General features: G+C 70.5%; 24 protein-coding genes, 1 pseudogene and 1 riboswitch. Of the genes and pseudogenes, 21 read left to right on the plus strand and 4 right to left on the minus strand.

Annotated features, from left to right (window positions below):
* Positions 1-111 precede the first annotated feature (111 nt).
* The 6 genes from ACFXC1_RS48060 (at position 112) to ACFXC1_RS48085 (ending at position 7,611) form a co-directional block, all read left to right on the plus strand.
* Positions 112-936 carry an ABC transporter permease gene (locus ACFXC1_RS48060; protein WP_381256009.1) on the plus strand — a complete coding sequence of 275 codons (825 nt, stop codon included), beginning with the start codon at positions 112-114 and terminating at the stop codon, positions 934-936.
* Positions 921-1,739 (plus strand): ABC transporter permease, encoded by an 819-nt coding sequence (locus ACFXC1_RS48065; protein ID WP_019066429.1) that lies wholly within the window; start codon positions 921-923, stop codon positions 1,737-1,739. Before ACFXC1_RS48060 ends, ACFXC1_RS48065 begins: the two co-directional genes overlap by 16 nt.
* 3 nt (positions 1,740-1,742) lie before the next feature.
* Positions 1,743-2,825 carry an ABC transporter ATP-binding protein gene (locus ACFXC1_RS48070; protein WP_381255892.1) on the plus strand — a complete coding sequence of 361 codons (1,083 nt, stop codon included), beginning with the start codon at positions 1,743-1,745 and terminating at the stop codon, positions 2,823-2,825.
* Positions 2,826-2,870: 45 nt separating this feature from the next.
* On the plus strand, positions 2,871-4,346 hold the full coding sequence (locus ACFXC1_RS48075; protein WP_381255895.1) for an HAD-IA family hydrolase: 1,476 nt from the start codon (positions 2,871-2,873) through the stop codon (positions 4,344-4,346).
* A 715-nt stretch (positions 4,347-5,061) separates the two neighbouring features.
* Positions 5,062-5,850, plus strand: coding sequence for a carbon-nitrogen hydrolase family protein (locus tag ACFXC1_RS48080; RefSeq protein ID WP_381255898.1), 789 nt, complete (start codon positions 5,062-5,064; stop codon positions 5,848-5,850).
* Positions 5,851-5,895: 45 nt separating this feature from the next.
* The gene (locus ACFXC1_RS48085; protein ID WP_381255901.1) at positions 5,896-7,611 is read left to right on the plus strand and encodes a flavin monoamine oxidase family protein; all 1,716 of its coding nucleotides are present in this window, start codon (positions 5,896-5,898) and stop codon (positions 7,609-7,611) included.
* A 7-nt stretch (positions 7,612-7,618) separates the two neighbouring features.
* On the opposite strand, the gene ACFXC1_RS48090 is transcribed toward ACFXC1_RS48085, so the two are convergent.
* Both ACFXC1_RS48090 and ACFXC1_RS48095 read right to left on the minus strand, forming a co-directional pair.
* Positions 7,619-8,548, minus strand: a complete 930-nt coding sequence (locus tag ACFXC1_RS48090) for an LLM class F420-dependent oxidoreductase (RefSeq protein ID WP_381255904.1) — start codon at positions 8,546-8,548, stop codon at positions 7,619-7,621.
* Between the two features lie 96 nt (positions 8,549-8,644).
* Complete coding sequence (locus ACFXC1_RS48095) at positions 8,645-9,331, minus strand: DUF5995 family protein (RefSeq protein ID WP_381255907.1); 687 nt, start codon at positions 9,329-9,331, stop codon at positions 8,645-8,647.
* Between the two features lie 147 nt (positions 9,332-9,478).
* On the opposite strand from ACFXC1_RS48095, the gene ACFXC1_RS48100 reads away from it, so the two are divergent.
* From ACFXC1_RS48100 to ACFXC1_RS48110, 3 genes and pseudogenes are all read left to right on the plus strand, one after another.
* Positions 9,479-10,591, plus strand: coding sequence for a glycoside hydrolase family 6 protein (locus ACFXC1_RS48100; RefSeq protein ID WP_381256012.1), 1,113 nt, complete (start codon positions 9,479-9,481; stop codon positions 10,589-10,591).
* A 266-nt stretch (positions 10,592-10,857) separates the two neighbouring features.
* Positions 10,858-10,932: pseudogene (locus ACFXC1_RS48105) on the plus strand (hypothetical protein); the annotation flags it as partial.
* A 94-nt stretch (positions 10,933-11,026) separates the two neighbouring features.
* A complete protein-coding gene (locus ACFXC1_RS48110; RefSeq protein WP_381255910.1) occupies positions 11,027-11,626 on the plus strand; it encodes a hypothetical protein in 600 nt (199 codons plus the stop codon).
* Positions 11,627-11,788: 162 nt separating this feature from the next.
* Here ACFXC1_RS48110 and ACFXC1_RS48115 read toward each other — a convergent pair whose 3' ends face one another.
* Complete coding sequence (locus tag ACFXC1_RS48115) at positions 11,789-12,397, minus strand: flavin reductase family protein (protein WP_381255913.1); 609 nt, start codon at positions 12,395-12,397, stop codon at positions 11,789-11,791.
* Positions 12,398-12,674: 277 nt separating this feature from the next.
* Here ACFXC1_RS48115 and ACFXC1_RS48120 point away from each other — a divergent pair, with 277 nt between their 5' ends.
* Entirely contained in the window at positions 12,675-13,940 is a 1,266-nt protein-coding gene (locus ACFXC1_RS48120; protein ID WP_381255916.1) for an alginate lyase family protein, read from the plus strand.
* 789 nt (positions 13,941-14,729) lie between these two features.
* Entirely contained in the window at positions 14,730-15,194 is a 465-nt protein-coding gene (locus ACFXC1_RS48125; protein ID WP_381255919.1) for an acyl-CoA thioesterase, read from the plus strand.
* On the opposite strand, the gene ACFXC1_RS48130 is transcribed toward ACFXC1_RS48125, so the two are convergent.
* On the minus strand, positions 15,154-16,365 hold the full coding sequence (locus ACFXC1_RS48130) for an MFS transporter (protein WP_381255922.1): 1,212 nt from the start codon (positions 16,363-16,365) through the stop codon (positions 15,154-15,156). The genes ACFXC1_RS48125 and ACFXC1_RS48130 overlap by 41 nt on opposite strands.
* A 145-nt stretch (positions 16,366-16,510) precedes the next feature.
* Between ACFXC1_RS48130 and ACFXC1_RS48135 the strand changes: the two genes are divergently transcribed.
* From ACFXC1_RS48135 to ACFXC1_RS48180, 10 genes are all read left to right on the plus strand, one after another.
* Positions 16,511-17,743, plus strand: a complete 1,233-nt coding sequence (locus ACFXC1_RS48135) for an ROK family transcriptional regulator (protein ID WP_381255925.1) — start codon at positions 16,511-16,513, stop codon at positions 17,741-17,743.
* A 235-nt stretch (positions 17,744-17,978) separates the two neighbouring features.
* A riboswitch (FMN riboswitch) is annotated at positions 17,979-18,112 on the plus strand.
* A gap of 150 nt (positions 18,113-18,262) precedes the next feature.
* On the plus strand, positions 18,263-18,865 hold the full coding sequence (locus tag ACFXC1_RS48140; RefSeq protein WP_381255928.1) for a riboflavin synthase: 603 nt from the start codon (positions 18,263-18,265) through the stop codon (positions 18,863-18,865).
* Positions 18,862-19,506: a nicotinamide riboside transporter PnuC gene (pnuC, locus tag ACFXC1_RS48145; protein WP_381255931.1), complete on the plus strand. Its 645-nt coding sequence runs from the start codon at positions 18,862-18,864 to the stop codon at positions 19,504-19,506. Before ACFXC1_RS48140 ends, pnuC begins: the two co-directional genes overlap by 4 nt.
* Positions 19,503-20,792, plus strand: a complete 1,290-nt coding sequence (locus tag ACFXC1_RS48150; protein WP_381255934.1) for a bifunctional 3,4-dihydroxy-2-butanone-4-phosphate synthase/GTP cyclohydrolase II — start codon at positions 19,503-19,505, stop codon at positions 20,790-20,792. Before pnuC ends, ACFXC1_RS48150 begins: the two co-directional genes overlap by 4 nt.
* A gap of 30 nt (positions 20,793-20,822) precedes the next feature.
* Positions 20,823-21,308 (plus strand): 6,7-dimethyl-8-ribityllumazine synthase, encoded by a 486-nt coding sequence (gene ribH / locus ACFXC1_RS48155; protein WP_019059681.1) that lies wholly within the window; start codon positions 20,823-20,825, stop codon positions 21,306-21,308.
* A 34-nt stretch (positions 21,309-21,342) separates the two neighbouring features.
* Positions 21,343-21,615 (plus strand): phosphoribosyl-ATP diphosphatase, encoded by a 273-nt coding sequence (locus tag ACFXC1_RS48160; protein WP_018534786.1) that lies wholly within the window; start codon positions 21,343-21,345, stop codon positions 21,613-21,615.
* Between the two features lie 60 nt (positions 21,616-21,675).
* Positions 21,676-22,524 carry an ATP phosphoribosyltransferase gene (gene hisG, locus ACFXC1_RS48165; RefSeq protein ID WP_019066449.1) on the plus strand — a complete coding sequence of 283 codons (849 nt, stop codon included), beginning with the start codon at positions 21,676-21,678 and terminating at the stop codon, positions 22,522-22,524.
* 38 nt (positions 22,525-22,562) lie between these two features.
* The gene (locus tag ACFXC1_RS48170) at positions 22,563-23,006 is read left to right on the plus strand and encodes a PH domain-containing protein (protein WP_381255938.1); all 444 of its coding nucleotides are present in this window, start codon (positions 22,563-22,565) and stop codon (positions 23,004-23,006) included.
* A gap of 175 nt (positions 23,007-23,181) precedes the next feature.
* Complete coding sequence (locus ACFXC1_RS48175) at positions 23,182-24,516, plus strand: hemolysin family protein (protein WP_381255941.1); 1,335 nt, start codon at positions 23,182-23,184, stop codon at positions 24,514-24,516.
* Positions 24,513-25,571 carry a hemolysin family protein gene (locus ACFXC1_RS48180; RefSeq protein ID WP_381255944.1) on the plus strand — a complete coding sequence of 353 codons (1,059 nt, stop codon included), beginning with the start codon at positions 24,513-24,515 and terminating at the stop codon, positions 25,569-25,571. Before ACFXC1_RS48175 ends, ACFXC1_RS48180 begins: the two co-directional genes overlap by 4 nt.
* The last annotated feature ends 78 nt before the right edge of the window (positions 25,572-25,649 follow it).

Raw genomic sequence — 25,649 nt, forward strand, 5'->3', positions numbered from 1 at the left:
GTGTGGGGGGGGGGGGGGGGCGGCCCCGGCCGGGGGCGCGCCGCGGGGGGGGGGGGGGCGGGGGGGCCGGGCGGGGGGCGCGCCGGCGGCCGGCGCCGCGTCCCCGGCTGGATCGCCGTGGTCCCGCTGCTCGTGTTCGTCGCGGTCGCCTTCGGGGTGCCCGCCATCGCGATGCTGAACGGCGCCTTCACCGTCAAGGACCAGACGACGGGCGCCACTTCGTACAGCACCGCCAACCTGACCGAATCGCTCAAGGGCGCCTACTTCACGGCGCTGGTCGGCAGCGTCAAGCTGTCCGCCGTGTCGGCCGCCCTGGGCACCCTGTTCGGTCTCCCGCTCGCGCAGGTCGTCGTCACCTCCCGCTTCCGCGCGCTGCGCGAGGCCGTCCTCACCGCGTCCGGCGTCCTCGCCAACTTCGGCGGTGTCCCCCTGGCCTTCGCGTTCGTCGCCACCCTCGGCAACGCCGGTGTGCTGACAACCCACTTGGGCCTCAAGGACAAGGGCTGGGACCTCTACAGCTTCTCCGGCCTGGTCCTCGTCTATCTGTACTTCCTCATCCCGCTCATGGTCCTCACCATCACCCCCGCCCTGGAGGGCCTGCGCACCCAGTGGCGCGAGGCCGCCGCGAACAACGGCGCCACCGGCGTGCAGTACTGGCGCCACGTGGCCCTGCCGGTGCTGCTGCCCTCGCTGCTCGGTGGGTTCGTCCTCCTCTTCGGCAGCGCGTTCGCCGCGTACGCCACCGCCGCGGCCATGGTGGGCAGTTCGATCCCGCTGGTCACCCTTCAGATCGCCGACGCCATCTCCGGCAACGTGCTGGTCGGCCAGGAGAACGTGGCCCTCGCCCTCAGCCTCGACATGGTCCTGGTCGCGGGCCTGGTCATGGCCGTGTACCTGCCCCTGCAACGACGGAGCGCGCGATGGCTGGACGCCTGAACATCTGGCGGTGGGTCGTCCTCGGCCTCGCCGCCCTGTACTTCCTGGTCCCGCTCGCCGCGTCGGTGATCTTCACGGTCGACGTGCCGGGAGAGGGCGTCACCTTCGACGCCTACACCCAGATCGTCTCCGCCGACGGCTTCACCTCCAGCCTGGTCCTCTCGCTGGAACTCGCCGCCGCCACCATCGCCGTCGTCCTGCTCCTGATGGTCCCGGCCATGGTCGCGCTACGGCTCGGCGCGCCCCGGCTGCGCCCGGTCGTCGAGGTGATCTGCTCGCTGCCGCTGGTGGTCCCGCCGATCGCGTTCGTCGCCGGTATCGCCACGGTCCTGAAGTGGGGCCCGGACTATCTGTCCCGCACCCCGCTGTTCGAGACCTTCGTCGCCATCCAGAACCCGAGCTTCCCGTTCATCCTCGTCCTCGCCTACGTCGTGATGGCGCTGCCGTTCGTGTACCGGGCGCTGGACTCGGGGCTGCGGGCCATCGACGTGAAGACCCTTGTCGAGGCCGCCCGCAGCTGCGGCGCGGGCTGGCCGCAGGCCCTCGTGCGGGCCGTACTGCCCAATCTGCGTGGGGCGTTGCTCAACGCGTCCTTCCTCACGCTGGCGCTGGTGCTCGGCGAGTTCACCGTGGCCCAGCTGCTCGGCTTCCAGCCCTTCGCCGTGTGGATCTACAGCGTCGGCGGGTCCAACGCCCAGCTCTCCGTCGCCGTCTCCGTGCTCAGCCTGGTCGTCACCTGGGCACTCCTCCTCACGCTCGCCGGTGTCGGCGGGCGCGACAAAACCGCCAAGTCCCGGGGATGAACCATGACCGCCACCACGCTTGAGAAAACCACGACGGAGAACGCCGCCACCGTCGAATTCCGGGGCCTGCGCCGGGAGTTCGGCCCCACGGTCGCCCTCGACGGACTTGACCTGACCGTCGAGCCCGGCGAGTTCCTGGCCCTGCTCGGCCCCTCCGGCTGCGGCAAGACCACCGCCCTGCGCATGCTCGCCGGCTTCGAACACCCCACCTCCGGCGAGGTGTTGGTGGACGGCAAGGATGTGACTGACGTCCCGGCACACCACCGAGACGCCGGGATGGTCTTCCAGTCGTACAGCCTGTTCCCGCATCTCAACGCGCTCGACAACGTCGCCTTCGGACTGCGCATGCGCAAGGTCCGTACGGCCGAACGACGGTCCCGCGCGGGCGAGTTGCTCGATCTTGTCGGGCTCGGCGACAAGGGCGAGCGCTTCCCGCACCAGCTCTCCGGCGGCCAGCAGCAGCGCATCGCGCTGGCCCGCGCGCTCGCCCTGCGCCCGCGCGTGCTGCTCCTGGACGAACCGCTGTCGGCGCTCGACGCCAAGGTGCGGCTGTCCCTGCGCGAGGAGATCCGCCGCCTCCAGCAGGAACTCGGCATCACCACCCTCTTCGTGACGCACGATCAGGAAGAGGCCCTGTCCATCGCCGACCGGGTCGCCGTGATGCGCGCCGGAAAGCTCGAACAGTGCGCCGCACCGGCCGAGTTGTACGGCCGGCCCGCGACCGCGTTCGTCGCCGAGTTCGTCGGCACGATGAGCCGCCTCCCGGGACGGCTCGCGGACGGGGTCGTCGAAGTGCTCGGCGGCCAGCGGCTGCCCGTCGACGGCGAGGCCCCGGCCGGACCCGACGTGGACGTGCTCGTACGCCCCGAGGCGATCGACGTGCGCGCCGACGACACCGGTGACGCGCGTGTCGTCGCAACCGCCTTCCTCGGCTCGGTGGTTCGTGTCACTGTTCAGATCGCCGACGGCACCGAGGTCAAGGCCGACCTGCCCACGCACGAGGCCACCGCGCTGGGCGCCGGAGTCGCCGTGACGGTGTCCTTGCCGGAGCGCCCGGTACTCGTGGCGGAACGCATCAACCCGTAGGGCCGCAGTTGCCCCCCTGCAGTGCCCGTACTGAAAGAGAGAAACGTGACCCCCCACACCCAACTCCCGCTCCAGGCCGTCCTGTTCGACATGGACGGAACGCTCGTCGACACCGAGCGGCTGTGGTGGGAGGCGGTGGAGCAGGTCGCGGGCAGAACCCTCACCGACGCGGACCAGTCGGAGGTGCTCGGCCGTCCGGTCGAGCACACCGCCGACTGGCTCGCCACCGCCACGGGCGCGTCGGCGACGGACCTCGCGGCCGAACTGCACCGGGAGTTCGCCGCCCGCGTCCGCACCGGCATCGTGCCCCGCCCCGGCGCGCTCGACCTCCTCGACGCCCTGGCCCGCGACGGCGTCCCCACGGCCCTCGTCACCGCGTCCCCCCGCGCGGTCGCCGACACCGTCCTCGACGCCCTCGGCGCGAGCCGCTTCGCGGTCTCCGTCACCGCCGACGACACCGGGCCCACCAAGCCCGCCCCGGACCCCTACCTCGCCGCCTGCCGCGCCCTCGGCGTCGACCCGGCGGCCTGCGTGGCCGTCGAGGACACCCAGACCGGCGTCAGCTCCGCCGAGGCGGCCGGCTGCGCGGTCCTCGCCGTACCGTCGCTGGCCCCGATCGACACGGCCCCCGGCCGGACGGTACGGGAGAGCCTCGCCGGCATCACTGTGGCGGACCTGCGCGCGATGGTGACACCGGGCACGGCCCACGAGCTACGCGTGTTGACCTGGAACCTCTGGCTCGGCGGCAGCAAGGTCGACGACCACCGGACCAAGCAGCTGAAGGTCATCGCGGAGACCGGCGCGGACGTGGTCGGCCTCCAGGAGACGGGCGGCACAGCCGCCGAGGAACTGGCCGAGGCGCTCGGCTGGCACCACCACCGGGCCGGCGAGAACCTCGGAGTGATCAGCCGCCACCCGATCACCGCCCGCTTCGGCGACCCGGACGTCGGCTTCTACGGAGCCGCCGGGGTACGGATCGCCGTAGCCGACGGCCGAGAGATTGACCTGTGGACCTGCCACCTCGACTACACGCCCTACGGCCCCTACGAATCCGCCTTCGACGGGCTCCCGGCCGCCGAGCTGATCGCCCACGAGAAGGTACGGCTCGCCCAGATGCGGGACACCCTGGACCGGATCGCGGACGCGGCCGAGGACTCCGTACCCGTGGTCCTGGTCGGCGACTTCAACAGCCCCTCGCACCTGGACTGGCCGGACGTCGAGTGGCCGGTCACCAAGGCGGCGGCGGACGCGGGCCTGCGCGACAGCTACCGGGAGGCCCACCCGGACCCGGCCGCCGACCCCGGCCACACCTGGTCGCCGATCCACCCGCTGCACGAGGACGGCAGCGGGCGCCCCGAACCGCAGGACCGCATCGACTACATCCTGCACCGAGGGCTGACGGTGCTGGACTCCCGCACGTTCGTCACCGGCACGCCGAGCCCCTGGCCGGACGTCTCCGCCAACTGCTGGCCCTCGGACCACGCGGCCGTCCTCACGGTCTTCGCGGTGCCCAACCGGTAGGCGAGCAGCACCCACTCCTCGGGGGCGGGCAGCTCCCTGGCGTCGCCCCGGAACCGTCGCGCGTTCTTCGCCTCGTCGGCGGCGTCCATGACGGGGTCCGTCTCCGTGCACTCGTGGGAGGCGTACCCGCCGATGTGCAGCGGTCCGTCGACGACGATGTCGCCGTACGTCTGCTCCCACGTCTCGGCCGGCTCCCCGGCACGGGGATGGCCGGGGAGCGTGACGGTCTCCTCGACGGGTGTCCCCTCGGGGACGTACACGCCTCTCCGGCCCGTGCGCTGTGGTCCGGCAGCTCGGGAAACCCGAAGAGCAGCAGGCGGCCTTCCGTCGGCATCGGGAGACCCGTCACCCCCTCGGGGCAGAGCCGCGCAGTCGAGGGTGGCGAGTAACGGGAACCAGGCGTCGGGGACGTCGGCGGGCAGCAGCAGCGGACCGCCGAACCTGCCGACGACCGGCCCGTCCCCACGGGTGACGAGGGTCGCGCAGGGACGGGCGGCGGCGATCCACTGACAACGGGTCCGCCGCACCGGAACGACCTGTTCCCACCAGGCACGCAACGAATCGCCGCCCCACCGCACCCGCACGCAACAAAACGCTCACCGTCGCGCAACGGCTCCTTCTTGTCCGGCCCAGCCGCTCGGCCGTACCGTCTAGGTGGCCCCCGAAAGGTGCCTCTTCAACCTCTTCAACCTTTTCGTACCGGTGAGGAACCCGCATGCGCACCGCCCTGCTCCAGAGCTCCGGCCGTCCCGGCTCCGTCGTCGAGAACCTCAAGGTCCTCGACGAGGCCGCCGGCCGGGCCGCGGCAGGCGGTGCCGCGCTGCTCGCCGCGCCGGAGATGTTCCTCACCGGATACGCGATCGGCGACGACATCGGCCGCCTTGCCGAGCCCGCCGACGGCGACTCCGCCGACACGGTCGCAGAGATCGCCACCCGCCACGGGCTCGCCATCGCCTACGGCTACCCGGAGCGCGACGGCGACACCGTCCACAACTCGGCCCAGTTGATCTCCGCCGACGGCGACCGCCTCGCGAACTACCGCAAGACCCACCTCTTCGGCGACTTCGAGCGCGCCCACTTCACCCCCGGCGAACAGCCCGTCGTCCAGGCCGAGTTGAACGGCCTGACCATCGGCCTGATGATCTGCTACGACGTCGAGTTCCCGGAGCCCGTCCGCGCCCACGCCCTCGCCGGCACCGACCTGCTGCTCGTCCCGACGGCGAACATGGTCCCGTTCCAGCTGGTCGCCGAGTCCGTGGTCCCGGTGCGGGCCTGGGAGAACCAGATGTACGTGGCGTACATCAACCGCATCGGCCAGGAAGGGGAGTTCGACTTCTACGGCCTCTCCACGCTCGCGGGTCCGGACGGAGTCGCCCGCACCAAGGCCGGCCGCGGCGAGGAACTGCTCCTCGGAGACATCGACGCCGAGTTCCTGGCCAACTCCCGTGCGGCGAACCCGTATCTGACGGACCGTCGCCCCGGCCTCTACGGCTCCCTCGCCTGAGTCCCCTCCCCGCCACCCCTGTTGTCCGCAAGGAGTCCCCACCCCATGACGTCCACGGTGCCCAACGCCGTCCAGCACGCCGACGAGCGGCAGCCGCCGATCACCATGTTCGGGCCGGACTTCCCCTACGCCTACGACGACTTCCTCGCCCATCCGGCGGGCCTCGGCCAGATACCCGCGACCGAGCACGGCACCGAAGTCGCCGTCATCGGGGGCGGATTGTCCGGCATCGTGGCCGCCTACGAGCTGATGAAGATGGGCCTCAAGCCCGTCGTCTACGAGGCCGACCGGATCGGCGGCCGACTGCGCACGGTCGGCTTCGAGGGGCCCGGCACCGAGGAACTGACCGCCGAGATGGGCGCGATGCGCTTCCCGCCCTCCTCCACCGCCCTCCAGCACTACATCGACCTGGTCGGTCTCGAGACCCGCCCGTTCCCCAACCCCCTTGCGGAGGCGACCCCTTCGACGGTCGTCGACCTCAAGGGCGAGTCCCACTACGCGACGACGGTCGACGATCTCCCGCAGGTCTACCGCGATGTGATGCACGCCTGGAACGCCTGCCTCGAAGAAGGCGCCGACTTCTCCGACATGAACCGCGCCATGCGCGAACGCGACGTCCCGCGCATCCGCGAGATCTGGTCGAAGCTCGTCGAGAAGCTCGACAACCAGACCTTCTACGGCTTCCTCTGCGACTCCGAGTCCTTCAAGTCCTTCCGGCACCGCGAGATCTTCGGCCAGGTCGGCTTCGGCACCGGCGGCTGGGACACCGACTTCCCCAACTCGATCCTCGAGATCCTGCGCGTCGTCTACACCGAGGCCGACGACCACCACCGAGGCATCGTCGGCGGCTCCCAGCAACTCCCGCTCCGCCTCTGGGACCGCGAGCCGCAGAAGATCGTCCACTGGCCCTACGGCACCTCGCTCGCGTCCCTGCACGTGAACGGCGAACCCCGCCCCGCCGTGACCCGGCTGCACCGCACGGCCGGCAACCGGATCACCGTGACGGACGCCAACGGCGACATCCGCACCTACCAGGCGGCGATCTTCACCGCCCAGTCCTGGATGCTGCTCTCCAAGATCGCCTGCGACGACTCGCTCTTCCCGATCGACCACTGGACCGCGATCGAGCGCACCCACTACATGGAGAGCTCCAAGCTCTTCGTCCCGGTCGACCGCCCGTTCTGGCTGGACAAGGCCGTCGACGACAGGGGAAATCCGACCGGCCGGGACGTCATGTCGATGACCCTCACCGACCGTATGACGCGCGGGACCTATCTCCTCGACGACGGCCCGGACAAGCCCGCCGTCATCTGCCTCTCGTACACCTGGTGCGACGACAGCCTCAAGTGGCTGCCGCTGTCGGCCAACGAGCGGATGGAGGTCATGCTGAAGTCGCTCGGCGAGATCTATCCGAAGGTCGACATCAGGAAGCACGTCATCGGCAACCCGGTGACCGTCTCCTGGGAGAACGAGCCTTACTTCATGGGCGCGTTCAAGGCCAACCTGCCCGGTCACTACCGCTACCAGCGGCGCCTGTTCACCCACTTCATGCAGGACCGGCTGCCCGAGGACAAGCGCGGTGTCTTCCTCGCCGGCGACGACATCTCCTGGACGGCCGGCTGGGCCGAGGGCGCCGTCCAGACCGCGCTGAACGCGGTCTGGGGCGTCATGCACCAGTTCGGCGGCGCGACCGACCCGACCAACCCCGGACCCGGGGACGTCTACGACGCGATCGCACCGGTCGAACTGCCCGAGGACTGACGGGAGTTCAGACCCCGGCCGCCCGCGCCTTCTCGTACACCTCGGCGGCGACGGCCTTGAGTTCCTGGGCGTCCCGCGGGGTGGTCTGGAGGTCGATCAGGATCTCCTCCAGGCCGACCTCCGCATGGGCCACCAGGTCCTCGACGATCTGGTCGGCGCTGCCCTGGAAGGGCTGGCGGTCGGGTCCGTCGTAGGGCTTGGCCGTGTACACGGTGTTGACCCGCACGACCGTCTGGATCGGTTCGGTGCGTCCGCGTTCGGCCGCCAGGTCCTGCAACTCCTGCCACTGGGCGGCCAGTTGCTCGGCGCCCATGCCCACCGGCAGCCAGCCGTCGGCGTGGTCGACCAGCCGCCGCTGGGCCTTCTTGTTGGTCGCGGCCAGCATGATCGGGATCGGCCGGGCGGGCTTGGGACCGACCACGGCGGAGGCGATCTTCGTCAGCTGCCCGTCGTACTTCACCGGGTCGGGGCCCCATATCGCCCGGCACACCTCGATCAACTCGTCGAGCACAGTGCCGCGGTCCTCGAACGGCCGGATTCCGGAGGCCGCGTACTCGTCGAGCGACCAGCCGGTGCCCAGACCCGCGATCACCCGGCCGCCGCTCGCCGCGTCCAACGAGGCCAGGGACTTGGCCAGTTGGAATGGCGTGTGCAGCGGCGCCACCAGCACGCTGCTGCCCAGCCGCGCCCGCTCGGTGGCCGCCGCCGCGAGGGTCAGCGTGACCAGCGGCTCGGCCACGTTCCGGTACGCGTCCGGCCAGGGCAGGCCCGGGACGCCGTACAGGCCTTGGGTGGCGGGCTCGGGGAAGAGGGCCCGCTCGAAGACCCACAGGCTGTCGTAGCCGATCTGTTCGGCCGTGCGGGCCACGTCGGGAACGTCCGCGCCGATGCTGTACTGCCGCATCTGGGGAAGGCTGAGGCCGAGCCGAGTCGTCATACCGGTGCTCCTTCGCAGTCGGGTGGCGTGCCGTCAACGTAGGGCGATCACCGGGAGATTCCGAAGCGGCTCGCACACCGATCGGATCAGGCCACCTCAGCCGGGCAGCGGGGTGAGCATCATGCGGCCCGCGAGCCCCACCGCCGAGTCCAGCCGTTCGGTGAACTCCTCGGCCACATCGGGCAGTCCGCGCAGCGCCCACAGGGCCCGGGCCGCCGTCCAGGTGGCGTCCCGGGCGCGCTCCAGGCTCCACGAGCCGAGCAGATGGGTGAGCGGATCTGCGATCTGGAACAGGTCGGGACCCGGCATCAGCTCTTCGCGGATGCGCTCCTCCAGCGACACGAGGAGATCGCCCACGCGGTCGAACTCGTCCTCCAGGTCGGCCGGTTCGCAGTCGAGCGTACGACAGGCGTCCACCACGGCGAGCGCGAGGTCGTGGCCGATGTGCGCGTTGATGCCCGACAACGCGAACTGCATTGGTCGTACGCCGGGATGGCGGCGCAGCTGGAACAGCGGTCGCCAACACGCGGGCGCGCGCCGCCCGTTGGTGACCGCGTCCACCGCCGCCAGATAGCGTTCGGCGAACCTTACGTCCAGCGTGATCGCGGCCCGTGGGTCCGTGAACCGCCCGGCGTCGACGCTCCGGTCGACAGCCTCCGTGACGGCGAGGTAGACGCGGTTGAACACCGCGATCCCGTCCCGGGCGGGCAGCTCCTCGTCGAGCGCGCGCAGCCGGGAGACGACCTTGTCCACGGGTGTGGTGAAGTGTGCCAATTGCCCCATGGGGGCAGCGTCCCAGTCCTAGGCTGGCCGAGGTGTCGGCGGGCCCGACACTTCCCCAGAACGGGGGAACGGGCGCGACGCACGGGAGGGGGCGGCAGCGTGGCGGGTTCGCGTGGCCGGCGGCGCGGGCGGGCCGCCCGGCGGAGCGTGCTGGTCGTGGCCGCGTCGGTCGTGGTCGCGGTCGGCACGGTGACCGGGATGATCAAGGCACTGGACGACGGCAGTGGTGCGGACTCGGCGCGGCGGCCCGACGCGACCGGGGCGACGCTGCTGGTGCCGCTGCCCGAGGTGCCGTCGGCGTCCAACTCCCCGTCCGCGAAGGCGAGTTCGTCCGCCCGTCCGAAGAAGACCGCCACGACCGGCACCGCACGCAAGCCGCGACGGACCGCCACCGCCGCCCCGCGCCTCTACCGCCACCCCGAGTCCCAGGTCCTCGACTGGGTCCGCGACCACCCCGACGACCCCCGTACCGAGGTCATAGCGGACCGGATCGCCGACCAGCCCGCGGCCGTGTGGTTCGCCGACTTCACACCGTCGACCATCACCTCCCGCGTCCGCGCGGTCACTTCGGGCGCCGCCGCGCAGGGCAGGGTGCCGGTCGTCGTGCCGTACGCGATCCCGGACCGCGACTGCGGCGGGGCCTCCGAGGGCGGCGCGTCCGACTTCGCCGTGTACGACGGCTGGATCGACAACTTCGCGGCGGGCCTGGGCTCCCGGGAGGTCGTCGTGATACTCGAACCCGACTCCATAGCCCAGGCCGACTGCCTCGACGACACCCAACGCGCCGAACGTTTCGAGGCGTTGGCCCGCGCGGGCCGCGTCATGAAGGCCGCCGATCCGCAGGCCCGCGTGTACTACGACGCCGGCCACTCCGACTGGAATCCGGCCGGGCAGCAGGCGGCCCTGCTCAAGCAGGCGGGCGCGGCCTCCGCCGAGTCCTCCGACGGGATCTTCAGCAACGTCTCGAACTTCCACACCACTTCGGCCGAGATCGCCTACGACCGTCAGGTCCTCGACGCGCTCGGCGGCCCCGCGGATCTGGGCGCCGTCATCGACACCAGCCGCAACGGCAACGGCGCGCCGGCCGACGGCCAGTGGTGCGACCCGGCCGGCCGGAAGATCGGCCGGGCACCGACGCTGAACACCGGGGAGGACCGGATCGACGGCTATCTGTGGGTGAAACTGCCGGGGGAGTCGGACGGCTGCAAGGGCGCGGCGGGCACGTTCACGGCGTCGTACGCCTATGACTTGGCCCGTTGATCCGCTCGTCCACGGGAAAGGACTGTGCGCCGGCACGAAAGACGGCTCCGCCACGCCTTGGCGGAGTCGTGCGCGAGTCACCGCCCGGGTGTCTCGGTCGGTACTCGTGAACTGTGAACGGTGGCGGAACGAACATGTCAGAGGCGGGCATCAGCACCTACGCGATGGGGCGAACCTCCGCGGAGACGGCCAGACTTGATGTCCAGGACGCGCTGTACGGAGGCTTCACCGAATACTTCTTGAGGGCCGCCGGCCTGCGGGAGGGAATGCGCGTCCTCGACGTCGGCTGCGGCACGGGCGGAGTGTCACTCGCCGGCGCGCGAATCGTCGGCCCGCAGGGCCGCGTTGCGGGCGTCGACATGTATCCGGAGGTACTGGAGACCGCGCGCCAATGCCGCAGCGGCCGCGCTGGAGAATGTCGTCTTCGAGCACCATGTGCTGCCCGATGTCGAACTCGCGGAACCCGTCGACGCGTTGGTGGGCCGGCTCATCCTGATGCATCTCGCGGACTCCGTGACGGTCGTGAAAGAGCTGACCAGGTGTGTACGCCCCGGGGGTCTCGTGACATTCCAGGAGATCAATATCTCCCGGGCACGCGCCATTCCGGACGTGCCCCTGGTGACGACCTGCCGCGAGTGGATCTGCGCGGCGCAGCGAGAGGCCGGCAGCAACCCCGACATGGGCGAACAACTGGCCCAGGTACTGTGGTCCGCGGGGCTGGCCCGTCCCGAAGTCGCCGTCGCCGTCTCGACGGGCGGCGCGGATTCCCCGGCGGTGTCCCTCATCGCCGAAACCGTGCGCAGTCTCCTGCCGCTGATCGAGCGCGGCGGTGCCGCCGACGCCCGGACCGAGGACATCGACACGCTGCGCGGCCGCCTGCTTGCACGCGTGCGAGCAGGCGCAGGCGATCGTCTACCTGTCGGAGCTGGTCGCCGCGTGGGGGCGGCTCGAGTAGTACGCGGGGTTCGGCGGATGCCGTCCGCCGGGCCCACGCATCGCCGACCCGAGTACGAGGCCGGGCCCGCGCATCGTTGACCCACATTCGACGGCCGACACCGCTACCGGGCGGCCTCGGCCACGGGCTTCCGATCGCCCATCTCACCGTCCCCGACCTGCCGTTCGGCGGTGTGGGGGAGGGTGGGTCGGGCAACTGCCACGGCCGCACAACCATTGCTCTCGCGCGGGGAATTCGGACTCTCAGCTCGATTCGGGCCAGTCGGCGTACCGAATACGGCGCAGGTCGAGAACATCGCCGACGGTGCTCCACTCGTCTTTTCCGAGGCGTGCCAGGGGGCGTAGGCGCGTGATTTCCGGATGGCCGTTCTCCAGCACGGTTTCGTCGATCGCGATATGTACCACCCGTCCGAATACCACCGTGGAGTCACCCAGCCGAAGGGTGCTGTGGAGTTCGCATTCCAGCGCCACGGGGGAGCGGGCGACGCGTGACGCCTTCACGCGTGCACTGGCCTCGCGTGCCACTCCCACCGCGTCGAACTCGCTGACACCGTGCGGAAAGTCGGTGGCGGTCCTGTTCACCTCGTCGACAAGCGGTTCCGGAGCGAGGTTGACCACGAACTGCCCGGTGGCCTCGACATTGCGCAGCGAGTCCTTACGACCGACCGACGTGAACTGAACGATGGGCGGCGTGACCGACGAGATCGTGAAGAAGGAGTGCGGGGCGAGATTGTCGACGCCGTCGGCGGAGACGGTCGAAACCCAGGCGATGGGACGCGGAACGACGGTCGATGTGAGCAGCCGATAAACCGCGATGGGTTCGAGCTCGGCCGGGTTGTATTCAGAGCGCATACCAGCGATATATCAGATGCCCGTGCGGCGCTGTGCCGCTGTCCCGGCGGTCGTGGCCCGACACCACGTGCGTGAGAAATAACTGTGCGCCGACGCGAAAGCGGGGCGGCGCCGCTGGGTCCGAGCCCCGTCGCGAGGCTCACCGTCTCCGTATATGAAGGCGGTCCGGACCATTGCCACGTGTACCTGGCAGTCCTACGCTCACACGGTCCCACTCATGAACTGCGTTCACATTCATGATCGGAGTCGCCTGGTGAGTGCACCGATGAGATCCCTGGTGAATGCGAGACCGAGACTGGGCGTCCTGCTCGCGGCGGTGGCCACGCTGACCGCCGTGGTCGTCCCCTCCGCCGCCGCGCGCCCGTTGTCGGCCGCCCCCGGCACCGCCGTTCTCGACGGTGCCCGCCTGCAGCAGACCAAGCTCCGCCTGCACGACGGCGACCCCCAACTCCGGCGCGCCCTCGGCAACTTGACGACCCGCGCCGACAACTGGCTGAATCAGGGCCCCTGGACGGTCGTGGACAAACCGAAACCCTCCCCCGGCGGCGACGTTCACGACTACCTCAGCCAGGCACCGTACTGGTGGCCCACGACCACCCCGACCGCCGACAACCCCTGGGGCTGCCCGTACGTCCAGCGCGACGGCCAGCGCAACCCCGAGGTCGACACGGGCACCGACCGCCAGGACGTCGAGAAGGTCTTCGACTCGACGTACGACCTCGCGCTCGCCTGGTACTACACCGGCGACAAGCGCTACGCGCAGAAGGCCGGCCAGGTCCTGCGCACCTGGTTCCTCGACCCGGCCACGAGGATGAACCCCAACCTGAACCACGCCCAGTTCATCCCCTGCAAGTACGACGGCCGGGCCATCGGCATCATCGACTTCTCCCAGTCGTACACCAGCGTCGTCGACGCCCTCGCGATCCTCGCCACCGGTGCCCCCGGCTGGACGAAGACCGACCGCACGGCGATGACCAAGTGGAACTCCGACTTCCTCGGCTGGCTGAAGAACAGCGACTTCGGCAAGGCGGAGGGCGCCGCCGCCAACAACCACGGCACGTTCTACGACATGCAACTCGCCGCCCTCGCCTACGCGACCGGAGACAAGGCGCTGGCGAAACGGACCGTGCTGGACGCCCGCGCCAAACGCATCGACCCGCAGATCGCCGGCGACGGCAGCCAGCCGCAGGAGCTGGCACGGACCCGGAGTTGGCACTACTCGACCTTCGACCTGGTCGCGTACACCCGGCTCGCGGCCATCGGCCGCCATGTCGGCGTGAACCTGTGGACCTATCAAGGCTCGGACGGTCAGGCCCTGTTGAAGGCCGTGGACTACCTGCTCCCCGCCGCGACCGGAGCCGTCCCGTGGCCGCATCCGGAGCTGGAGTTCTACCGCTACGCGGCGAGCGACATCGTGCACGCGGCGGCAGACGCGGGCGACGCACAGGCCAGGTCCGCCGTACCCAAACTCCAGACACCGCCCGGCGGCGACCTGTGGGCACTGCGCCCGGCGGCCGAGCAGCTGGACTCGATCGCAGGCTGACCGGGGCGAGAGGGCCTGCCCGTCGTGGGCTGGCCGGCACGCGGGCCCGTCCGCCGTCGGCCGTCCAATCCACGAGGCCCCGCCCATTGCCGACTGACCGGCACGCGAAGGCTCACCTGTGGTCGGCCGGCCAGTTCGTACAGGCTCGCCGGTTGTCATCGGGCGACGCACGGGCCGGGGCTGCCGCTGTATCGAAGCTGGTGGCACGGCCGGGAGGCGACCTGCGGGCGCTGCGCCCGGCGGCCGAGCAGCTGGACTCGATCGCAGGCTGACCGGCGCGCGAGGGACTGCCGGCCGTCGGCCGGCCAATCCACGTGGGACTGGCCGCCGTCGGCGGTCCAATCCACGAGGGCTCGCCCATCGCTGGGTGACCGGCCCGCTAAGGGCCGCCTGCCATCGGCTGACCGGCCCGCCAAGGCACGCCTGCCGTCGGCCGACCGGTCCGTACAGGGCCGCCTGCCGTCGGCCGACCGGCTCGTACAGCCCGCCTGATGTCGGCCGACCAGCTCGTACAGCCCGCCCTCGGCCGACCGGCCCGCGCAAGGCCGCCGGTCGTGGGTCAGCCAACTCGTACAAGCCCGCCGGTCGTTTGCCAGCCAACTCGTTCAAGCCCGCCGGTCATCGACCGCCCGACCTCCGCAAGCCCACCCGTCACCCGCCACCCGCCGCCCGACCCGCACAGGCCCGCCCGACCTCGGCCTCTCGAACAGGGGTTCCTGAGCGGTCGCTTAGAATGGGGTGTCCCCACAGTCTCCACCGCCCCACTCAGCACCGCTCGGGAGCCCCGCCGTGACCGTCGAATCGCCGTCCGCCACAGCCACCGCCCTTACCCACGGCCGGCTCATCCCCGTCACCGTTCACTTCGACGACCTCGACGCCCTCGGCATGCTGCACAACGCCCGCTATCCGCTGCTCGTCGAGCGGGCCTGGACCGAGCTGTGGCAGGAGCACGGTGTCAGGTTCGACGGCGACTGGGCGAGTGCCGGCGACGCCTGCAACGTCGTGAAGGAACTGCTGATCAGCTATGAGGCGCCGGTCACCAAGCCGGGCACGTACGCCGTACACCTGTGGCTGGACCGGCTCGGCACGACCGGCCTGACGTACGGGTTCCGGCTCTGCTCGGCGGACGGCTCGGTGACGTACGCGACCGGCACCCGCGTGCTGGTGCGGCTGGACGCGAAGACGTTGCGCCCCGCGCCCTGGAGCGAGGACTTCAGAGCTGCCGGTCGGGCACTGCTGCGCTCGGAGCGCTGACCTTCGGGCGGTCCCGGTCCCCGGCGCGCAGCACGCCCGCGAAGACGGCGAGCCCACCGGCCAGCGCCGTGACCAGGCAGAACGACACCACCAGGCTCGTCGCCTGCGCGACCCCGCCGATCAGGCTCGGCGCGATCAGCCCCGAGGTGTAGGTGATCGTGGCCACGCCCGCGATGGCCTGGCTGGGGTTCGGCCCGCTGCGGCCCGCCGCCGCGAAGCACAGCGGTACGACCACGGCGATGCCCAGACCGAGCAGCGCGAAGCCGCCCATCGCCAGCGCCGGGCTGTCCGCGACGACGATCAGGAGCCCGCCGCAGACGGCCAGAACCCCGCCCGCGCGGACCGTGCGTACCGAGCCGAAGCGGTTCACCACCGTGTCGCCCACCAGCCGGGCCACCGCCATCGTCAGCATGAAACCGGTCGTCGAGGCCGCCGCCAGCCCTGCCGACGTGCCCAACTGGTCGTGCAGATACACCGCCGACCAGTCCAGGCTGGCCCCCTCCGCGAACACCGCGCAGAAGCCCACCGCACCGATGAGCAGCGCCGACCGGGGCGGCAGCGTGAACCGGGGCGGCGCCTCCTCCTCCACCCCCGGCTGGATGTCGAGCACCCAGCGACAGGCGGTCACGCCGAGCAGCGTGAGGATCAGGGCGGCGATGAGATGGTGCACGCGCGCGTCCGAGCCGAGATGCGCGGCGAGCGTGCCGCCCGCCGATCCGATCAGGGCGCCCGCGCTCCACATGCCGTGCAGACTCGACATGATCGACTTGTCCATGAGGCGCTCGATCTCGACGCCGAGCGCGTTCATCGCGACGTCGGACATGCCCGCGCTCGCCCCGTACGTGAACATCGCCAGGCACAGGGTGACGAGGTTCGGCGCGAGGGACGGCAGCACCAGGGACATCGTCCACAGCGAGATCAGCCCGCGCAGCGCCGTACGGCTGCCGAAGCGGTGGGTGATCCAACCGGCCAGCGGCATCGAGCAGGAGGCGCCGAACGCGCCGAAGGCGAGCGCGAATCCGAGCCAGCCGGCGGCGACATGCGCGTGCTCCTGGATCCATGGCACCCGGGTCGCGAAGGAGCCGGTGACCGCGCCGTGCACGGTGAAGACGGCCGCCACGGCGTACCGGGCGCGCTTCACCTCGTGTCGGTCGTAGACCACTTCGCTCATTCTCCGGCCCTCCCGCTGTTCGGATCCCGACCCCGCTGTCGGTCCCCGTCCCCACTCGCGTCGCGTAAACTATCAGGAACCCTGCCTGATAGATAGAGAATTACCGGCCGCCCGTCGCACCCCCTCGATCTGGGAGGATCCCGGCATGCCCGCATCCCCGAGCACCGCCCGGGCCATCAACGACCGGCTCGCCCTGCGTCTCCTGCAGCGCGAAGGCCCGCTGACGGCAGGGCAGTTGAAGCAGCTCACCGGACTGTCCCGGCCCACCGTCGCCGACCTCGTCGAACGCCTCACGGCCTCCGGACTGATCGAGATGGTCGGCGAGTCGGGGGCCCGACGGCGCGGTCCGAACGCCCGGTTGTACGGCATCGTCGGCGACCGCGCCCATCTGGCCGCGCTGGACGTCCGCCTGGAGAGCGTCTCCGTGCTCGTCTCCGACCTGGTCGGCCGGGTCCTCGCCGAGGCGTCCGTGCCGATCGACGCCGATGCGGGTACGGGCCCTGCGGTGGAGCAGGCCGTCGCGCTGGTGGAGCGTGCGGTGAAGGAGGCGGGAGCGGGGTCGGGTCCAACTGGGCCCGAGGAGACGGGCGTTCAGCGCCGCGAGTGGGGCAGTCTGCACACCGTCGGCATCGGCGCCCCCGGCCTCATCGACCCGGCCACCGGTGAACTCCGCGACACCACCGGCCTGCCCGCCTGGCACCGCAGCCTGGTGGGCGCCCTCCAGGAACGGCTGCCCGACGCCCGCGTCGTCGTCGAGAACGAGACCAACCTCGCGGCCCTGGCGGAGATGCGCGACGGCGCGGCCCGGGACCGGGACACCTTCGTCCTCCTCTGGCTGGACATGGGCATCGGCGCCGCGGTCGTCCTGGACGGCGCACTGCGCAGAGGAGCGTCCGGCGGCGCGGGCGAACTCGGCTTCCTGCCGGTGCCGGGCACACGGGGACTCCCGTCGGCGACGGATTGCGAGGGGGGTTTCCATTCGCTGGCCGGCGCGGCGGCGGTGCTCGAACTGGCCCGGGAATGCGGGGTGTTGGGCACCGGTGGCGCGGGGGATCAGGCGACCGCGGCGGAGGTCGTGCGGTGGGCGGCCGCCACGGTGACCGATGTCCGTGCCGCCCGCTTCCTGGACACCCTCGCCGATCGCCTCGCCCTCGGTGTCGCGTCCGTCGTCGCTCTGCTGGACCCCGGGTGCGTGGTCCTGGGCGGTGAGGTCGGACAGGCCGGCGGTGACGAACTCGCCGTACGCGTGGCCGGACGGATCGCCGCCATGTCGCCGCTGCCCGTGGAGGTGCGCCCCAGCGTCCTCGGCGACGCGGCCGTGCTGCGCGGCGCGCTGCTGACGGCACAGGACGGCGCGCAGGACGAGCTGTTCGGCTGAGGGGCCCGGGCCTGATCGGCTGAGAGGCCCGGCGGTGGGCAAGGGCCGTCGTCACCACCGCCGGACCGGTCCAGGGGGATCCTGTCTGGAGTCCGAGATCCAAAAAGGACTAGACCAGATGATCCAGCAGGTGAGGGCTGCTTGAGAAGTCCATCGACACCCTCTGTGAGCCACCCCACACACTTCACCTGGATGGACCCTTGCCCGGCGTGGCACACTTGCCGTGTACCAGAAGCAGCGCACTCCGGGGTCGGTGAAAGTCCGAACCGGCGGTTATAGTCCGCGACCCGTCCGTGTAGTTCAGCGGCCGGTTGACCAGGTGGAATTCCTGGACCGACGGTTAAAGTCCGGATGGGAGGCAGTGCGCGGCGGGCGGGCATTCGTGCGCGCCGCCGTATCGGCTCGTCCTGTGTGGGCGGGTTCTGTCCGGCGTCGTCCTCGGTGCTTCCGTTCGTTTCATTCTGTCGTCTTCGACAGGCCCCGGAGTCCGTGCCCCGATGTGGCAGGAGGACCCGGGAAGTGTTCACCGGAATCGTCGAAGAGCTGGGTGAGGTCACCGCCGTCGAGAGTCTCGACGACGCCTCCCGCTTCCGTCTGCGCGGCCCGATCGTCACCGAGGGCGCGAAGCACGGCGACTCCATCGCCGTGAACGGCGTCTGTCTCACCGTCGTCGAGCACGAGGGTGACGAGTTCACCGCCGACGTCATGGCCGAGACCCTGAACCGTTCCAGCCTCGGCGCCCTCGCCGTCGGCTCCCGCGTCAACCTCGAACGCCCCATGGCCCTCGGCGCCCGCCTCGGCGGACACATCGTGCAGGGCCATGTCGACGGCACCGGCGCGGTGTTGGAGCGCAAGCCGTCCGAGAACTGGGAGATCGTGAAGATCTCGCTCCCCGCCGACCTCACGCGCTATGTCGTCGAGAAGGGCTCCATCACCGTCGACGGCATCAGCCTCACGGTCGTCGACGCGGGCCCCGACTACTTCACGGTCAGCCTCATCCCCACCACCCTCGACCTGACCACGCTGGGCCTCAAGCAGCCCGGCGACCCGGTCAACCTCGAAGTGGACGTCATCGCCAAGTACGTCGAGCGGCTCATGGGCGACCGCGAGGTGACCCCGTGAACTGGCTCAACTCCGAGGCGTTCGTCCTGTTCGGCCAGCACATCAAGTGGTCGGACATGATCGGCAACGTCGTCGGCCTGATCGCCCTGGCCTTCGGCTGGCGGCGCTCGATCTGGAGCTGGCCCACGCAGTTCGTCTCCGGCGTCATCCTGTTCGCCGCCTTCGCCACCGCCCACCTCTCCGGCAGCGCCGGCAAGCAGCTCGTCGTCATGGTCGTCGCGGTCTACGGCTGGTGGCAGTGGAACCGCGGACAGGGCGACTCCGCCGACGGCCACATCACCCCCCGCTTCGCCACCTGGCGCGAGCGCGCGATCCTCGTCGCCTCCGCCGCCGTGGGAACGGTCGCGGTGGCCGCCCTCTTCAAGGCGTACCCCTCGCTCTCCTGGGACCCGTGGCCCGACGCCTACATCTTCGTCGGCACGATCGTCGCCATGTACGCCCAGGCCCGCGGCATGGTCGAGTTCTGGTTCGCCTGGCTCCTGGTCGACGTCGTCGGCGTCCCCCTCAACTTCGCCAACGGCTTCGCCTTCTCCGGCTTCGTCTACGTCATCTACGGCGCACTCGTCCTGTGGGGCATGCGCGACTGGTGGCTGCGCTCCCGCAAGGCCCCGCAGCCCGTCCTGGAAGGAGCGCCGGCATGACAGCGGCACCGATCCTGTACAGCACCGACGGTTTCGAGGACTTCTCGCTCGACCCGGTCGAGCAGGCCATCGCCGACATCGCGGCCGGCCGCCCGGTCGTGGTCGTCGACGACGAGGACCGCGAGAACGAGGGCGACCTCGTCATCGCCGCCGAGAAGGCCACCCCCGAGATCGTCGCCTTCATGATGAGCGAGTGCCGAGGCCTGATCTGCGCCCCCATGGAGGGCGACGAGCTGGACCGGCTCCGGCTCCCGCAGATGGTCGAGGACAACACCGAGTCGATGAAGACCGCGTTCACCGTGTCGGTGGACGCGTCCGCCGCCCACGGCGTGACCACCGGTATCTCGGCCTCCGACCGCGCGACCACGCTCAGGCTCCTCGCGAGCGGCACCACCGAGGCCGACGACTTCGTCCGCCCCGGCCACATCTTCCCGCTGCGCGCCCGCTCCGGCGGAGTGCTGACACGCAACGGCCACACCGAGGCCGCCGTCGACCTCGCCCGCCTCGCGGGGCTGCGTCCGGCCGGCGCGATCGTCGAGATCGCGGGCGAGGACGGCCGTATGCTCCGCCTCCCCGAACTGATCCCGTTCGCCCGCAAGCACGGCCTGACGATCATCTCCATCGAGGACCTGATCACCTACCGGCAGACCGCCGAACCCACCGTCCGCCGTGAGGCCGAGGTCCAACTCCCCACCCGCCACGGCCAGTTCACCGCCTACGGCTACCGCTCCACCGTCGACGGCGTCGAGCACGTCGCCCTTGTCCACGGCGAGATCGGCGAAGGCGAGGACGTCCTCGTCCGCGTCCACTCCGAGTGCCTCACCGGCGACGTCTTCCACTCCCTGCGCTGCGACTGCGGCCCCCAGCTGGAGGCCTCCCTGGAGCGCATCCAGGAGGAGGGCAGGGGAGTGGTGGTCTACCTGCGCGGCCACGAGGGGCGCGGCATCGGCCTGCTCTCCAAGCTCCGTGCGTACGAACTCCAGGAGCGCGGCCGGGACACCCTCGACGCCAACCTCGAACTCGGCCTGCCCGCCGACGCCCGGGACTACGGCGCCGGCGCGCAGATCCTGGAGGACCTCGGGGTCCGCAGCCTGCGCCTGATGACCAACAACCCCGACAAGACCGACGCGCTCGTCCGGCACGGCCTCAAGGTGACCGGCCGGGAGCCGATGCCGATACAGGCGGGCGAGCACAACCTCCGCTACCTGCGCACCAAGCGGGACCGGATGGGCCACGACCTGCCCTGGCTGGACCCGGCCCCCGTGTCCACCTGCGGCAACCAGTAACCAGTAAGAGAGCGACGAGGAGAGACGTACGTGAGCGGCAAGGGCGCACCGGAACTGTCCGTACGCAACGTCGGAGACCTGCGGGTCGCCGTCATCGCGGCACAGTGGCACGAAAAGGTGATGGACGGTCTGGTGGACGGCGCCCTGCGCGCCCTGCACGACCTGGGGATCGACGAGCCGACCCTGCTCCGGGTCCCCGGCAGCTGGGAACTCCCGGTCGTGGCAAAGGTGTTGGCGGGCCGGGGCTACGACGCGATCGTCGCCCTCGGTGTCGTCATCCGCGGTGGCACCCCGCACTTCGAGTACGTGTGCCAGGGCGTGGTCCAAGGCCTCACCCAGGTCTCCGTCGAGACTGGCGTCCCCGTCGGCATGGGCGTCCTGACCTGCGACACCGAGGAGCAGGCCCTCGACCGGGCCGGTCTGGAGGGCTCGAACGAGGACAAGGGGCACGAGGCGGTGACGGCGGCCGTGGCGACGGCGGCCACCCTCCGCTCAGTATCTGAACCGTGGCGTTAAGCCCACGATTGTTTGCAATAGGGTGGGCAGCACCATGTCCAATAAGACGTTCGAGGAGCTCTTCACCGAGCTCCAGCAGAAGGCCGCCACGGGCGACCCCGCCACTTCCCGCACCGCAGAGCTGGTCGGCAAGGGCGTCCATGCCATCGGCAAGAAGGTCGTCGAAGAGGCCGCCGAGGTCTGGATGGCCGCCGAGTACGAGGGCAAGGAGGCGGCCGCCGAGGAGATCTCGCAGCTGCTCTACCACGTCCAGGTGATGATGGTCGCCCGCGGAATCTCGCTGGACGACGTCTACGCCCACCTGTAAAAACACCTTCAGAACCGTTTGCGACACTTCACCCCTTTTCACGCGAAGGAAGCCGACCTCATGCTGCGCATCGCCGTCCCCAACAAGGGTTCCCTGTCAGGACCTGCGGCGGACATGCTGCATGAGGCCGGCTACCAGCAGCGCCGGGAGTCGAAGGAACTGCGGATCGTCGACCCGGTCAACGAGGTGGAGTTCTTCTACCTCCGCCCCCGCGACATCGCGATCTACGTCTCGTCGGGCCGCCTCGACATCGGCATCACCGGCCGCGACCTGCTCATCGACTCCGCGGCCTCCGCCGAGGAGATCCTCCCGCTCGGCTTCGCCCGTTCCACGTTCCGCTTCGCCTCAAAGCCCGGCGCGGCGAGCAGCGTGGAGGACCTGAAGGGCAAGACGGTCGCCACCTCGTACGAGGGCATCGTCGCGGGCCACCTCGCCGACAACGGCATCGACGCCTCCGTGGTCCACTTGGACGGCGCCGTGGAAACGGCCATCGAACTCGGTGTCGCCGAGGTCATCGCGGACGTCGTCGAGACCGGCACCAGCCTGCGCAACGCGGGCCTCGAGGTCTTCGGCGAGCCCATCATGAAGTCCGAGGCCGTCGTCATCCGCCGCAAGGGCGCCGAGGTCGAGGAGCCCAAGGTCCAGCAGTTCCTGCGCCGCCTCCAGGGCGTCCTGGTCGCCCGGACGTACGTGATGATGGACTACGACTGCCGGGTCGAGCAGCTGGAGAAGGCAGTCGCGCTCACCCCCGGGCTGGAGTCCCCGACCGTCTCCCCGCTGCACAACGAGGGCTGGGTCGCCGTACGTGCGATGGTCCCCGCCAAGGAGGCGCAGCGGATCATGGACGACCTCTACGACATCGGCGCCCGTGCCATCCTGACGACGGCCATCCACGCCTGCCGGCTCTGAGAAACACGTCGAGAAGTACGTCGAGGAACACGCCAGCCATGTCTCAACTCCCCGCCCTACCGGTCACGTTCCGGCCGGGCCGTACCCGGGCCGTGCTGCTCACAGCGGGCGTCGCGATCTTCGTCGTCATCACGACCGTCGCGATGCTCCTGGAGCAGCTCACCCCAGGGGAGAAGCTCAGCTTCGTCTTCACCGGTGCCCTGCTCTTCGGCGTGCTGGCCGTCCTGGCCCGGGTGAAGGTCGTCGCCGACGAGTCCGGGGTGACCGTCGTGAACATCGTCAGCAGGCGCCGTCTGGAGTGGGCCGAGATCCTCCAGGTGAACCTCCGCCCGGGTGACCCCTGGGTGTTCCTCAACCTCAGCGACGGCACCAGCCTGCCCGTTCTCGGCATCCAGCCCGGCATCGCCAAGGAGCGCGCCATCGCCGACGCGCGCACTCTGCGGGCGCTCACCGAGGCCCACTCGACAAGGGATCTGCCGTAGATGGCCATGTCTTGATTAATCTGTTGTCGGTGGCGTTTTTCCTCACGCCTCCGCCACCGGTGTTCCCCCCTGTCTTCCGAGGCCCCCTGCTACCCGAGGAGTGACTCCCTCCAGCGATGGACGGATCGTCCTGTAGTACCTGCGCCGCCCTCTCCCGACATATCGAGGCGGCGGCATGACCATCCCCCTGCTGCTCCTAGGTGCGGCGATCCTGCTGATTCTGGCCAACGGCTTCTTCGTTGCCGCCGAGTTCGGGCTCGTCACCGTGGAGCGTCCCGAGGCCGAGAAGGCCGCCGCCGAGGGCGACCGACGGGCCGCCACGGTCGTCGAGTCGCTCAAGGAGCTGTCCTTCCAGCTCTCCGGCACCCAGCTCGGCATCACCATCACGTCCCTGGTCGTCGGCATGCTCGCCGAACCGGCCCTGGCACAACTGCTGCACGGCCCGTTCAGCGCGATCGGCATCCCCGAGGGTGCCGTCTCCGGTGTCGCCGTGGTCGTCGGCATGCTGCTGGCCTCCGCCGTACAGATGGTGATCGGCGAACTCGTGCCCAAGAACTGGGCGGTGTCGCGGCCCCTGCAGGTCGCGCGCTTCGTCGCCGCGCCGCAGCACGCCTTCGCCCGCCTGTTCCGCCCGGTGATCGCCGCGCTGAACACCGTCGCCAACCGGCTCGTCCGCGCCCTGGGCGTCGAGCCCACCGACGAGCTGGCCTCCGCCCGCACCCCCGGCGAGCTGGTCTCCCTGGCCCGCCACTCCGCACAGGCCGGCGCCCTGGAACAGGACACGGCCGATCTCTTCGTACGGACCCTGTCGCTGGGCGAGTTGACCGCGCAGCACGTCATGACCCCGCGCGTGAAGGTCAGCGCGCTCCAGTCGTCGGCGACCGCCGAGGACGTGGTCAACCTGACCCGTGCCACCGGTCTGTCCCGCTTCCCCGTCTACCGGGAGAAGATCGACGAGATCGTCGGCATGGTCCACCTCAAGGACGCCCTGGCCGTGCCCGCGCACGCCCGACTCCGCACTTCCGTCACCAGCATCGCCAAGTCCCCGCTGCTGGTCCCCGAGACCCTGCCCGTCCAGCCCCTCCTGGCCCGGCTGCGCAGCGAGCAGCCGATCGCCGTGGTCGTCGACGAGTACGGCGGTACGGCCGGTGTGGTCACCCTGGAGGACATCGTCGAGGAACTCGTCGGCGAGGTCCGCGACGAGCACGACGGCCAGGACGTACCCGAACTCGCCGCGGCTCCGTCCGAGGACGGCAAACCCGCCTGGGACGCCGACGGCAGCTGCCGTGTCGACATCCTCCAGCGCATAGGCCTGGACGTGCCCGAAGGACCGTACGAGACGGTCGCCGGCCTGGTCGCCGACCTCCTCGGCCGCATCCCCGCCCCCGGTGACAAGGCCGAACTCCCCGGCTGGCGGCTCTCGGTGCGCCAGGTCGGCCACTACCGCGCCGAGCGGGTCCGCCTGGTCCGCACGGCCCCCGCGGTCAACGCCATGGAGGCGGCCCGATGACCGTTCTCCAACTCCTCTTCGCCGTACTGCTGGTGCTCGCCAACGGCTTCTTCGTCGGCGCCGAGTTCGCCCTCGTCTCCGTCCGCCGCAGCCAGATCGAACCCCTCGGCACGGCCCGCGCCCGCCAGGTCCTCTACGGCCTCGAGCGCCTGCCGCAGATGATGGCGGCGGCCCAATTCGGCATCACCGTCTGCTCGTTGACGCTCGGCGCGGTCGCCGAGCCGACGGTCGCACACGTCCTGGAGCCGGTCTTCGAGTGGATGCACCTGCCCGACGGCATGATCCACCCCCTCGGCTACGTCCTCGCCCTGGCGGCCGTGGTCTTCTTCCACCTGGTCATCGGCGAGATGGTCCCGAAGAACCTCGCGATGGCCGCGCCGGAGAAGGCCGCGATGTGGCTCAGCCCCGGCCTGGTCGCCTTCGCCAGGATCTGCAAGCCGATCACCATCGCCCTCGGCGCGGTCGCCCAGGCCATCCTGCGGCTCTTCCACGTCGAGCCCAAGGACGAGGTCGAGGCCGTCTTCACCAGCGAACAGCTCAACCGCCTGGTGGAGGACTCCGGCCAGGCCGGCCTCCTCGACCCCGAGGAACAGGAACGCCTGGAGGACGCCCTCGAGTTGGGCTCCCGCCCGGTCACCGACGTCCTGCTCCGCCGCGAGAACCTGGTCACGGTCAGCCCCTCGGTGACCCCCGGCGAGATCGTCGCCCTCACCGCCCGCACCGGCTACTCCCGCTTCCCGATCGCGGCGGAGAGCGGCGCCTTCATGGGTTACCTGCACGTCAAGGACGTCCTGGACCTGGAGGAATCCGAAAGGGCGGTCCCACAACAGATCTGGCGCCCCATGACGACCCTCCGCTCCGAACTCCCCCTGGACGACGCCCTGACGGTCATGCGCCGAGCCGCCACACACCTGGCCCAGGTGGCCGACGCGTCCGGCAAGGTGCTGGGCCTGGTGGCGATGGAGGACGTACTGGAGCTGCTGGTGGGCGAGGTGACGGACCCGGCCCACCGAGAGGTCCCGACCCAGAAACTGAAGGAAACGGTACCCAGCTGACGCAGGTCCCCCCGCGCCCCGCTTGAGGGGCGCGGGGCTGTGTCGATTTGCGGCTCCGCCGCGTGGGCGCGACCAGCC

The sequence above is a fragment of the Streptomyces hokutonensis genome (genome assembly GCF_042751305.1).
Classification (GTDB): Bacteria; Actinomycetota; Actinomycetes; order Streptomycetales; family Streptomycetaceae; genus Streptomyces; species Streptomyces hokutonensis_A.